Source organism: Streptomyces sp. NPDC054866, assembly GCF_053610745.1.
Genome location: NZ_JBSGZA010000001.1, coordinates 1,541,859 through 1,553,607, shown reverse-complemented (window position 1 = coordinate 1,553,607; position 11,749 = coordinate 1,541,859). Strand labels below are relative to the sequence as shown.

The window sequence follows — 11,749 nt, the reverse complement described above, 5'->3', positions numbered from 1 at the left end:
GACCCCTGCATGCCCGAGGGCGACTGTACGACGTACCGCGCGAAGTACGGCACCGCGGTATCCGAGTCCGAAGCGGAGGCGCTGGTCACCGGCATCTGCTTCAAGACCGGGCCACCCCGCGTCACCGGTGTCGAACTGGAATGGCTGATCCACGAGCCGAACAGGCTCCATCTGCCCGTGTCCCCCGCCCGCCTCGAAGCGGCCTACGCCGCACTGCGGGCCCTGCCCCTGCACTCTCTGATCACCGTCGAACCAGGCGGCCAGCTGGAGCTCAGCTCGCTCCCCGCCGCCTCGCTCATGGAGTGCGTATCCGCCGTATCGGCCGATCTCTCCCTCGTACGTGATCGACTCGCCACCCTGGATCTGACGCTCACCGGTCTCGGTGCCGATCCGTGGCGCCCGCCGTCCCGCATCCTGCACCGGCCGCGCTATGACGCGATGGAGCGCTATCTCGACCGCACGGGACCGGCCGGCCGCCGCATGATGTGCTCCACGGCGTCCGTGCAGATCTGCCTGGACGCGGGGCACGAGGAGCCGGGTCCGCTCGGCTACGGACGGCGCTGGCGGCTCGCGCATCTCCTTGGCCCCGTCCTTGTCGCGGCGTTCGCCAACTCTCCGGTCCAGGACGGGCGTTCCACCGGCTGGCGCTCCACACGGCAGGCCGTGTGGGCGTCTATCGATCCGGGCACGTCCGGCGCCCCCTCGATGGACGCGGAGCCACGCGCGGCCTGGACACGGCACGCGCTGGACGCACCGGTGATGTTCATCAGAGACCTCACGGGCGAGGGCGGCGAGGACACCGGTCAGGACGCGCCCTGGGCCGTCCCGGAGGGGCTCACCTTCCGCTCCTGGGCCCGCTCGGGCGGGCCGCGCCCGCCGACCCGCGACGATCTCGACTACCACCTGACCACCCTCTTCCCGCCCGTACGCCCGCGCGGCCACCTGGAGCTGCGGATGGTCGACGCCCAGCCGGGCCACAGCGGCTGGATCGTGCCGCTCGCCGTGACGAGCGCGCTGTTCGACGACCCGCAGGCCGCCGAGACCGCCTACCGCACCGTGAAGCCGCTGGCCGAGCGCGCGTGCCCGCCGGGCGCTCCCGCGGCGCCGCGCAGCCCGCTGTGGCTGGACGCGGCGCGGCACGGGCTCGCCGACGCGGAGCTGCGCGAGGCCGCGACCGCGTGTTTCGCGGCGGCTGCCGACGCGCTGCCCCGGATGGGCGCGAGCGCCGAGGTGCGGGAAGCCGTCGCCGCGTACGCCGAGCGGTATGTCGCGCGGGGCCGCTGCCCGGCGGACGACCTGCTCGACGGGCACCTGGACGGCCATCACTACGACCACGAGCACGAGAAGGGCATCCTCCGATGACCGGAACCGTCAGCGACCCCGATGCGCTCCGGCAGCGCGCCCTGGCGGCGCTGCTCGCCGCCAGGGACCGCACCTCGCTCCTCACCACGTGCGTCGAGGAACCCGAACTGACCGCACAGCACTCGCCGTTGATGTCGCCGCTGGTCTGGGACCTGGCGCACATCGGCAACCAGGAGGAGATGTGGCTGCTGCGGGCGGTGGCGGGCCGTGACGCCATGCGGCCCGAGATCGACGGCCTGTACGACGCCTTCGAGCACCCCCGGTCCGAGCGGCCGAGCCTGCCGCTGCTCGCGCCCGCCGAGGCCCGCCGTTACGCGGCCGAGGTGCGCGGACGCGCCCTCGACGTCCTGGAGAGCACGCCGTTCCGCGGTTCGCCGCTGACCGACGCGGGCTTCGCGTTCGGCATGATCGCGCAGCATGAACAGCAGCACGACGAGACGATGCTGATCACCCATCAGCTGCGCTCGGGCCCCACGGCACTGAAGGCGCCGGACCCCGCTCCCGCGCCCCCGTTCAAGGGCCCGGCCGAAGTCCTCGTACCAGGAGGCCCGTTCACGATGGGCACCTCCACCGAGCCCTGGGCGCTGGACAACGAACGTCCTGCGCACCACCGCCTCGTGCCGCCGTTCTTCATCGACACGACGCCGGTGACCAACGCCGACTACCAGCGCTTCATCGCCGACGGCGGCTATGAGGAGCAGCGGTGGTGGGCCCCCGCGGGCTGGGACATGGTCCGCGGCAACGGCCTCTCGGCGCCGCTGTTCTGGCGCCGCGAGGGAGGCCAGTGGCTGCGCCGCCACTTCGGGACGGTCGAGGCAGTGCCGCCCGACGAGCCGGTGCTGCACGTCAGTTGGTACGAGGCGGACGCGTACGCCAGGTGGGCGGGCCGGCGGCTGCCCAGCGAGGAGGAGTGGGAGAAGGCCGCCCGGCACGACCCGGCGACCGACCGCTCGATGCGCTACCCGTGGGGCGACACGGATCCCACACCAGAGCGCGCGAATCTGGGGCAGCGCCATCTTCGCCCTGCCCCCGCGGGCAGCTATCCGGCCGGCGAATCGCCGCTCGGGGTACGCCAGTTGATCGGCGACGTGTGGGAGTGGACGTCGAGCGACTTCCTGCCCTATCCGGGGTTCGCCCCCTTCCCGTACCGCGAGTACTCGGACGTCTTCTTCGGCGGCGACTACAAGGTGCTGCGCGGCGGGGCGTTCTCCGTGGACGAGGTGGCGTGCCGTGGCACGTTCCGCAACTGGGACCATCCGGTCCGGCGGCAGATCTTCTCCGGGTTCCGCACCGCGCGCGACGCGGGCCCGACGGAGGCCGTCTGATGTGCCGTCACCTGGCGTTCCTGGGCCCTGAGGAGCCCCTCGGCAAGCTCCTCGTGGACCCCTTGCACAGCCTGTTCCGCCAATCATGGGCGCCTCGGCAGCAGCGCTACGGCACGGTCAACGCCGATGGATTCGGCGTCGGCTGGTACGCCGACGGCGACCCGGCGCCCGCGCGCTACCGCCGCTCCGGGCCGATCTGGGGCGACCAGTCCTTCGCGGACCTCGCCCGGGTCGTCCGGTCCGGTGCCGTGCTCGCCGCGGTGCGCGACGCGACCGAGGCGGGCGCGGACGGTGAGGCCGCGGCGGCGCCGTTCGCCGCCGGGACCTGGCTGTTCAGCCACAACGGCGCGGTCACGGGCTGGCCCCACTCGCTGGCCGCTGTGTCCCGCCTCCTGCCGCCCGCGGACCTCCTGTCCATGGAGGCGCGCTGCGACTCCGCGCTGGTGTGGGCGCTCGTCCTGCACCGGCTGCGCAGCGGCGACGACGAGGGCCAGGCCCTCGCCGACACCGTGGTCGAGGTCGCCGAGGCGGCCCCCGGCTCACGCCTCAACCTGCTGCTCACCAACGGCGAGACGATCGCCGCGACCGCCTGGGGCGACACCCTCTGGTATCTCTCCGAACCGGGCCGCCGCACCGTCGTGGCCTCCGAGCCCTACGACGACGATCCGCACTGGCGCCAGGTGCCCGACCACACGCTGCTCGCCGCCAGCCGTACCGATGTCCTGCTGACCCCGCTCAAGGAGCCCACCGCGTGAGCCCGTTCCAGCTGACCCGCACCCTGCCCGTGGACGCCACCGATGCCGCCCTGCGCGCCGACGTCCTGCACGGCCTGACCGGTAACCCCAAGACACTGCCGCCCAAGTGGTTCTACGACGCGCGGGGCAGCGCGCTCTTCGACGAGATCACCACGCTCCCGGAGTACTACCCGACGCGCGCCGAGCGCGAGATCCTCCAGACGCGCGCCGTGGAGATCGCCGGGGCGACGGGCGCGCGCACCCTGATCGAGCTGGGCTCGGGCTCTTCGGAGAAGACCCGCCACCTGATCGACGCGCTAGCGGACCTGCACACGTACGTCCCCGTGGACGTGAGCGAGAGCGCGCTCACCGGCGCCGCGAACACCCTGATCGCCTCACGCCCCTCCCTCAACGTGCACGCCCTGATCGCCGACTTCACCCGCGGTCTCGCCCTGCCGGGCACACCGGGCCCGCGGCTCGTCGCCTTCCTGGGCGGCACGATCGGCAACCTGCTGCCCGCGGAGCGCTCGGCGTTCCTGGCGTCGGTGCGCACCCTGCTCTCTCCCGGTGACGCGCTGCTGCTCGGCACGGACCTGGTGAAGGACGAGTCGGTGCTCGTCTCTGCGTACGACGACGGTTCGGGCGTCACGGCCTCCTTCAACAAGAACGTCATGGCCGTGATCAACCGCGAGCTCGGCGCGGACTTCGACCCCGACGCGTTCTCGCACGTGGCCGTCTGGGACCGCGAGCACGAGTGGATCGAGATGCGCCTGCGCTCCCTGGTGGCGCAGACGGTGAAGATCCCGGCGCTCGACCTGGCGGTCGACTTCGAACGCCACGAGGAGATGCGCACCGAGATCTCGGCGAAGTTCCGGGAGGAGGGAGTACGGGCCGAGCTGGCCGCGGCCGACCTGAAGCTGACCCACTGGTGGACGGACGAGAGGGCACGGTTTGCGCTTTCGCTGAGTGTGGCGGGGTAAGGGGGCGTCTTCGGCTCTGCCAGCCGGGCGCACCGTTGATCACCGGCTTCGCCGAGTTCGTCCTCAAACGCCGGACGGGCTGAAATCCAGCCCGTCCGGCGTTTGACGAAGCGGCCCGGGGCGGGATCGGGGAATGATCACGGCCCGCTGACGTCCAGCTCCCGGGTGATCCGGCGCGAGGCCGCCTTCGCCTCCGTCGCCGGGTCACCCCCGGTGAGGACCTTGGACATGTACGCCTTGATGGGGTTGTCCGCCTCCACCGCCGCCCACTTCGGCGAGGCGGGTGTCGCCCGGCCCCGCGCGGCGCCCGCTGCCATCGCGGCGACACCCTCCTCGCCCGAGACGGCGGAGGCGAGAGTCGTCTTGTTCGGCACGTAGTTCATGGTCCGGGCCAGGTCCACCTGCCACTTCTTGCCCGCGAGCGCCCCGATCACGGCGACCGCGCCCGCGCGGTCCTCCGTCTTCCCGCGCACCACGAGGTCGGATCCGCCGGTGAAGACGGCTCCCGGCTTCGCCGCCGTCTTGCCCGGGATCGGGAAGTAGCCGAGTTTTCCCTTCAGTTCGGGGTTCTCCTCCTCGATGGCCCGCGCGGTGCCGGGCACGGCGACGATCTGCGCCACGTCCCCCTTGGCGAACACCCCGGCCTGCGGCGGATGCTCCTCGTCCGCGTCGCGGGGGCCCTGGCCCAAGGCCTGCAACTGCCGGTAGAACTCCATGCCCCGCAGCGCCGCCGGCGTGTGCAGGCTGCCCGCCCACACGCCTTGCGACCCCTTGGCCTCCTTGGCGAGGTCGCCGCCCTCGTCCCAGATGAAGCCGGCCAGGGTGTACCAGTCCTGGCCCGCCAGGTAAATTCCCTGCCGGCCACCGGAGTTGAGCCGTTCCGTGTCGGCGATCCACTGCGCCCGCGTCTTCGGCGGCTGCTCGATGCCTGCCTGGGCGAAGAGGTCCTTGTTGTAGATGACGACGCGGTTGGCGGCGTACCAAGGGATGCCGTACTGGCCGCCGTTGTAGCGCCCCGGCTCGGCCAGGCCCGGCAGCCAGTCCTTCATGCCGAGGTCGCGCGCGGACTCCAGGGTGAGGTCGTAGAGCCCGCCCTCGTCGACGTACTGAGCGACCTGGGTGTTGCCGACCTCGATGACGTCGGGCCCGTCATCGGACTTGAGGGCGGCCTTGACCTTGCCGCCGATGCCGGTCCACTCCTGGAGGCGTATCTCCAGGTCGATGTCGCCGTTGCGCTTCTCGAAGTCCGTGGTGAACCGCTTGATGAACTCCGCCGACGCGCTGCCCCGCATGAGCCACACGGTGACGGTCCGCTTCTCCTCTTCCCCGCCCGGCAGGACGCCGCATCCGGGGAGCAGCGCGGTGACGGCGAGGGCGAGGGACAGGGACATGGCGACGCGGCGGCGCGGTTTCACGTGGGTCACTTTCTTCCTGCGGACAGGGAAGGTCGGCCCGACGCGGGGGGTGAGCTGGCGGCTCGAACGGGTATGGCTGGATTTTGGTCTGTACCAATGGGTCGGTCAAGGGGGAACGGCACCGGAATCGGAGATTGCCGGACGCCTCTCGCTCACCACCTCGCGCACCGCCGCGTGGTGGGGCACGGTGGAGTGACGTCACCCCACAGCTGTGAGGTCACCACACGGCGGAGAGGAACACCCTCATGTCCGACCACACCTATCGGGTCACCGAGATCGTCGGCACCTCGCACGAGGGAGTCGACCAGGCCATCCGCAACGGCATCGCCCGCGCCTCGCAGACGCTGCGCTCGCTGGACTGGTTCGAGGTCACCCAGGTGCGCGGCCACATCGAGAACGGCGAGATCGAGCACTACCAGGTGGGCCTGAAGGTCGGGTTCCGCCTTGAGGACGGCGACAGCGCCTGACCTCTCACCACTGAAGCGCCGGACCTCTCGCACCACGGAGAGGTCCGCCACCGCTGAGCGGTCACGTCCGCCCTTCACGCTCCTGAGCGTCCTTCAGCGCGGCGGACGTGCTCGCCCAGCGCGCCCGTACGACCTTGAAGCCCGCCCGCTCGGCCTCGTCGCACACCAGCTCGTCGTCGTCCACCAGCATCCGGACCTCGCGGGACCTGGAGATCTTCTGCAGGATCTCCAGCTTGGTGCGGCGGGCGGGCCGCCGGTCGTCGTTGCGGCGCATCCAGACACGCCCCTCCGGAAGCCCCTGGGCCGCGAGCCACGCCACGGTGTCCTTGCGGCAGCGCTCGGGCCTGCCCGTGAGGTAGACGACCTCGCACTCCCCCGCGCTCTCCAGGGCGAGTGCCACGCCACGCTCCAGCGGCGGGTCGTCCGGGGCCGCCGCGAAGAAGGCCGCCCAGTCCCGCGGCTTGCGCTCCAGGAAGCGCTGCCGGTGCGCGGTGTCCGCGAGGGTGTTGTCCAGGTCGAATACGGCGAGTGGCCTGCTGTCGTCCGTCACGCGCCCAGCGTAGGCAATCCCCTTGCGGCCCACCCGGGACCCTGAGCTATCGCCCCGGCCCCCGATAGGTTCTGCCCCCGCGACGGGGCAAAGCGGTGGCCTCGCCGCCAGGAGGCGCGATGGTTTCGGCGGCCAGGTGCAACTCCGCCCTGACGGTCGCGGACGACAGGTCCAGGCCCAGGAGCCGGCCGCACTTGGTCAGCCAGGCGGTGAGGGTGGTCCGGTGCAGTCCCAGCTCGGCGGCGGCGGGAGCGGTCCGGCCGCGCTGTCTGAGCCAGCACCCGAGTGCGGTGCGCAGCCGCGTGTCCAACGGCGCGAGCAGGGCGGACGCCCAGCGCTCGGCCTGATCGGAGCCGAGCAGGTCAGGGGGCAGCGGCGAGGCGGGAAGGCGTACGTACGAGGGTGCGGGCTCCGGTGGCGCCGGGGCGCGCAGGGCCAGCAGCAGTTGCGCCTGGACCGTGGGGTGGTCGAGGTCGGCCGCGAGCAGAGCGCTGATGCCGCGCAGGCGTGAGCGGACCGTGCCCTCGGAGACGTCAAGGGCCGGTGCCGCGGCCTGGGCCGAGCCCGACCGCAGCCAGGCCTCCAGTGTCCGGCGCTGCTCACGGTCCAAGGTCTTGAGGACGGCCGCGGACCATGCGGCGAGCCGGTCCCTGGGCAGGACGCGGAGCAGCCCGTGCGCCCCGAGGCCGGCCGGGGGCACGAGGCGTCCGACGGGCGCGCTCTGCCGCACGGCTCCGGCCTCGGCCCACGCCGTGGGGAGCATGTCCAGGGGCGCGGGGTCCGCCGCGCCCCCGGTCAGCTGGTGGCGCTCGGCGATCCGGGCCAGGAGCGCGAGCGTGGCGCTCTGGTCGTCGCGGGCGCCGTGGAGGTCGACGACCGCCAGTTCCTTCGCGTCCAGGCTGACCAGCATGCGGGTGTCGCCGAGGGACGCGCCGGGCCGCGCCGCTCGCCACAAGGCCTGGTGGGCGGCGGGTGCGTTGCTCCCGGTGAGCCGGTACACCGTGGCGTGCGTGGCGGTGCTGCCTCCGAGCACGTCGGCGGCCAGACGGTGCCGGCCGCTCAGGAGCAGGTGCAGCGCGGCGCTGTGCAGCCGCTGCTCGGCACCTCGCGTCTCGTCCGCCTGCCGGGCCCGCACCAGCAGCAGGTCCGCGGTGATCTGCGCGATCAGGACGGCGTGCGGTGCGGGCGTCTCTTCACCGGGGCCGAGGACGAGGACGGTGTCGGCCACCTGCTGGACGGTCAGCTGCGGGTGGGCCCGGGGGTGCGCGGCGGCGCGCACCGCCGCGGGCCCGGCGGTGTGCGGGTGGCTGTGGACGGCGCCGGTCACGGGGTTCACCAGCGCGGCCCAGCCGTCGGCCAGGGTGGCGGCCTCGGCGATCAGCTCGGCGCCGGAGCGGCCCGCCGCATGGGTGAGCCGTCGCGCCACCCTGTACGGGGTGTCCTCGGCGGGAGAGTCGGGAGAGGCGGGCGCGGGCCGCGCGCGGTCCTGCGCGCGGCCCGCACTGCTCTCCGTCACGGAATCCGTGCGACGGCGCCCCAGCCCGCCCGCTCGGTGGTGCGGTCCGTATTGGCGTCGGGCCGCCAGTTGGGCCAGGAGACGAAGCCGGGCTCGACGAGTTCGAGGCCCTCGAAGAACGCGATCGTCACCTCCGGCTCGCGGAAGATGTAGGGAATCGCACCGGAGTTGTTGTATTCCTCCTGGACCTTGCGGTGTTCCTCGTCCGATGCGGTGGAGTGGCTCAGGGCCAGATAGCTCCCCGAGGGAAGCTTCTCCACCAGGCGGCGCACGAGGGAAAGGGCGTCGTCCCAGTCGACGATGTGGCCGAGGACGTCGTTGATCACCAGGGCGACGGGCTGGGTCATGTCCAGCGTCTCGGCAGCGCCCCGCAGGACCGCGTCCGTGTCGCGCATGTCCGCGAGCACATAGGCGGTGGCGCCCTCAGGGGTACTCGTACGCATCGCGTGCACATGCAGCAGGACGAGCGGATCGTGGTCCACATAGACCACCCGCGATTCCGGGGCGATGCGCTGGGCGACCTCATGGGTGTTGTTGGCAGTCGGTAATCCTGCGCCCAGGTCGAGGAACTGCCGGATCTTGGCGTCCCGTGCCAGATGGCTGACGGTGCGCCGCAGGAAGTCGCGTGACTCACGGGCGAACTGCTCGATCAGGGGGTACTTGTCGCTGTAGGCATCCCCGGCCTGCTGGTCTGCGGGGAAGTTGTCCTTGCCGCCCAGCCAGTAGTTCCAGACACGCGCGCTGTGCGCGACGGAAGTGTCTATCTCCGGGGGCAGTTTCGTCGGTTCGGTCACGCCAGTTCCTCTTTCGACTTGTGGGGGTGGGGCGCGGCGGTGCAGGAGTAGTCAAGAAGCATGAGGTGGGCCGTCACGGTCTGGTGCGCGTCCCAGACGTCGGCCGTGCCGGGCAGGCCTCCCTCCCGGACCACATGGTCGGAGATCTCCGGCACCTCGACGCGGTACACGGTCAGCGGGGCCTTGCCCGTCAGGGCGTGCGCGGGCCCGTCAAGGGGGTGGATCTGCAAGGTCACCTCGGGTCGCTCCGCGGCGGATCCGAGCGATTTCTTCTGCCCGGCCATGACCTCCGCGCCCCCTACCCGCGTATGGAGGGCGGCGGCCGACATCAGGGCCCAGATGCGTGTCTGCTGTGCGCGCAACCGGTCTTGACGCTCCATCAGGAACTCCGTCCTGCGGTCCTTGTCCGCGGGGGACAGGTCAGGGCGCAGGACGTCGTCGACGGCACGGGAGTAGTCCGGGGTGCGCAGCAGGGCGGGGACGAGCGCCGGGTGCCAGGTGCGGATGATGCTGGCAGCGGACTCCACGCTCATCAGGTCCAGCTGCCAGGCATCCATGACGGCACGCCACGGATGCCACCATCCGGGGCGGTTGGCGGCCGTCAGCTTCCCGAGGAATTCCTCGGTCTCCGCCGCACCTGCCCCGTACACCGAAAGGAGCGTGGAGACCTGACCCGCGTCCAGAGATGTCTGGGCCTGCTCGATACGGCGGACGGTCGCCGGATGGGCGCCGAGAGCCTCGGCGGCCTGCTGGAAACTCAGCCCCACCGATTCACGCAGAGTTTTCAGCCGGGTGGCGAGAACCAGGTGCGCGACGGTCCGGCCGGATCGTTCGCGAGCCACAAACACCTCCCCCCTTCCGGCACTTACCGCAACTTGTGGGCCGTGCACACTGTGCATCTTGCAATCGCTGCGCACAACCCTTTGTATGTTCCTATTCCATATGGCGAAAGACCCGGACCGGGCCGAGCGAAGGAATGATCAACTATCCGTGAGAGCACGTAAGTTGAAATCAAAAACAATGCGACGACCGGTCCACGCGGGACTTCCGCCGACCGGCGGGCGATACCTCCAGCGAATCCATGACCTTTTCCACTTATTGAACGGTGAATGGCATTGGGATGTCCTGGTGGCCCTGAATGACCGACCACTTCGGTACACAGAACTGTTGAATACGGTTCGCGCGCAGACCCCCGTCAGCAACTGGCCCGGAAATGCGCACCATTACCTCCAGGAAGGCATGCTGAGCCGGACTCTGCAGCGCCTCGCCCAGGGAGAACTCATCGAACGCGAGCGGACGGCGGGCTTCCCGTACGCCACGACGTACCGCCTCGCCCCGCCGGCCCGAGAGCTCCTGACCGCCATGGTGCCCGCCGCCGAGTGGACAGAGACGCATTCCGCCCTCGTGGCCCGGGTGCAGGGGCTGCGGCAGAGAGTGCCCGAGGAATAGCAGGCTCCGGTCCTCCACGGCGATCGAAATCACTTTGCCCGCCGCCCGCACGTGACGGATCATGGAGAGCACGGAGGAGATCAGAACGCGATCCCCACCCGGCGAAGGGATCTCGCGTGGAAGCGACCCGGTTCTCCGTCCTCGACCGCTCCCGCACCCGCGAGGGGCACGAAGGACCCGAGGCCCTGCGCGACACCGTGCGCCTGGCCCAGGAGCTCGAAGGGCTCGGATACCACCGTCTGTGGGTGTCGGAACACCACGCGGTGCCTGGCGTCGCGGGCTCCGCGCCGACCGTCCTCGCCGCCGCCGTCGCCGCCGCGACGCGCACGATCCGGGTCGGCACGGGCGGCGTGATGCTGCCGAACCACCAACCCCTCGTCGTCGCCGAGCAGTTCGGAGTTCTCGAAGCTCTCTTCCCCGGTCGCATCGACATGGGGCTCGGGCGCTCGGTGGGGTTCACCGACGGGGTGCGCAAGGCCCTCGGCCGGGACAAGCACGACGCCGACGACTTCGAGACGCAGCTCACCGAGCTCCTCGGCTGGTTCCGCGGCACGTCGGACACCGGAGCGCACGCCCGCCCCTCCGAAGGCATGACCGTCCCGCCGTTCGTCCTGGCCATCGGCGAGGGCGCCACCATCGCCGCGCGGGCCGGGCTCCCGATGGTCATCGGCGACATCAAGAGCCGCGAGAAGATGCTCCGCGGCATCGAGCACTACCGCACGTCCTTCCGGCCCTCCGTCTGGTCGAGCGAGCCGTACGTGGTCGTCTCGGGCACGATCGCCGTCGCCGGGACGCCCGAGGAGGCCCGCCGCCTGCTGATACCGGAAGCCTGGTCGATGGCGTACTCACGCACCCACGGCACGTTCCCGCCCCTGCCCCCGGCCGAGCGCGTCGAGTCGCCGGAGATGCGGATGACCGAGAAGGAGCGCGGCTTCTACGAATCCGGTCTCGCCGGTCACATCCACGGCACGGAGGAGCAGGTGGCCGACGATCTGGAGACGCTGATCAAGGAGAGCGGCGCACAGGAAGTGCTGGTCACGACCAGTACGTACGACCGTGAGGGCCTGCTCGACTCCTTCCGGCGCCTGGCCCGGGTCGCGGGTCTGGCCGGGACCTAGAATCGTGGGGTTTGCCCCCGAGCCGCGTACGGAGTCCCC

Annotated in this window: 12 protein-coding genes; 7 read left to right on the top strand and 5 right to left on the bottom strand. The window is 71.3% G+C overall.

Annotated features, from left to right (window positions below):
* Positions 1–9 precede the first annotated feature (9 nt).
* The 4 genes from egtA to egtD are packed head-to-tail and all read left to right on the top strand — an operon-like array spanning position 10 to position 4,401.
* On the top strand, positions 10–1,362 hold the full coding sequence (gene egtA / locus ACWGI2_RS06595; RefSeq protein WP_453694348.1) for an ergothioneine biosynthesis glutamate--cysteine ligase EgtA: 1,353 nt from the start codon (positions 10–12) through the stop codon (positions 1,360–1,362).
* Entirely contained in the window at positions 1,359–2,687 is a 1,329-nt protein-coding gene (egtB, locus tag ACWGI2_RS06590) for an ergothioneine biosynthesis protein EgtB (protein WP_453694347.1), read from the top strand. Before egtA ends, egtB begins: the two co-directional genes overlap by 4 nt.
* Positions 2,687–3,442: an ergothioneine biosynthesis protein EgtC gene (gene egtC / locus ACWGI2_RS06585; protein WP_453694346.1), complete on the top strand. Its 756-nt coding sequence runs from the start codon at positions 2,687–2,689 to the stop codon at positions 3,440–3,442. Before egtB ends, egtC begins: the two co-directional genes overlap by 1 nt.
* Positions 3,439–4,401 (top strand): L-histidine N(alpha)-methyltransferase, encoded by a 963-nt coding sequence (gene egtD, locus ACWGI2_RS06580; protein WP_453395987.1) that lies wholly within the window; start codon positions 3,439–3,441, stop codon positions 4,399–4,401. Before egtC ends, egtD begins: the two co-directional genes overlap by 4 nt.
* 137 nt (positions 4,402–4,538) lie before the next feature.
* On the opposite strand, the gene ACWGI2_RS06575 is transcribed toward egtD, so the two are convergent.
* Positions 4,539–5,792: an extracellular solute-binding protein gene (locus tag ACWGI2_RS06575; protein ID WP_453694676.1), complete on the bottom strand. Its 1,254-nt coding sequence runs from the start codon at positions 5,790–5,792 to the stop codon at positions 4,539–4,541.
* 269 nt (positions 5,793–6,061) lie between these two features.
* On the opposite strand from ACWGI2_RS06575, the gene ACWGI2_RS06570 reads away from it, so the two are divergent.
* Entirely contained in the window at positions 6,062–6,283 is a 222-nt protein-coding gene (locus tag ACWGI2_RS06570) for a dodecin (RefSeq protein WP_160509111.1), read from the top strand.
* 61 nt (positions 6,284–6,344) lie between these two features.
* On the opposite strand, the gene ACWGI2_RS06565 is transcribed toward ACWGI2_RS06570, so the two are convergent.
* From ACWGI2_RS06565 to ACWGI2_RS06550, 4 genes are read right to left on the bottom strand one after another with little or no spacing between them, the layout of a single operon-like run.
* On the bottom strand, positions 6,345–6,833 hold the full coding sequence (locus ACWGI2_RS06565; RefSeq protein ID WP_453694345.1) for a phosphatase domain-containing protein: 489 nt from the start codon (positions 6,831–6,833) through the stop codon (positions 6,345–6,347).
* Between the two features lie 46 nt (positions 6,834–6,879).
* Positions 6,880–8,349, bottom strand: coding sequence for a helix-turn-helix domain-containing protein (locus ACWGI2_RS06560; RefSeq protein WP_453694344.1), 1,470 nt, complete (start codon positions 8,347–8,349; stop codon positions 6,880–6,882).
* Entirely contained in the window at positions 8,346–9,143 is a 798-nt protein-coding gene (locus ACWGI2_RS06555; protein WP_453694343.1) for an SAM-dependent methyltransferase, read from the bottom strand. Before ACWGI2_RS06555 ends, ACWGI2_RS06560 begins: the two co-directional genes overlap by 4 nt.
* Positions 9,140–9,985, bottom strand: coding sequence for a helix-turn-helix domain-containing protein (locus ACWGI2_RS06550; RefSeq protein WP_453694342.1), 846 nt, complete (start codon positions 9,983–9,985; stop codon positions 9,140–9,142). The genes ACWGI2_RS06555 and ACWGI2_RS06550 overlap by 4 nt, the downstream gene beginning before the upstream one ends.
* 397 nt (positions 9,986–10,382) lie before the next feature.
* Here ACWGI2_RS06550 and ACWGI2_RS06545 point away from each other — a divergent pair, with 397 nt between their 5' ends.
* The gene (locus tag ACWGI2_RS06545) at positions 10,383–10,592 is read left to right on the top strand and encodes a winged helix-turn-helix transcriptional regulator (protein WP_453395982.1); all 210 of its coding nucleotides are present in this window, start codon (positions 10,383–10,385) and stop codon (positions 10,590–10,592) included.
* Between the two features lie 116 nt (positions 10,593–10,708).
* Positions 10,709–11,710, top strand: coding sequence for an LLM class flavin-dependent oxidoreductase (locus tag ACWGI2_RS06540; RefSeq protein ID WP_453694341.1), 1,002 nt, complete (start codon positions 10,709–10,711; stop codon positions 11,708–11,710).
* Positions 11,711–11,749 lie beyond the last annotated feature (39 nt).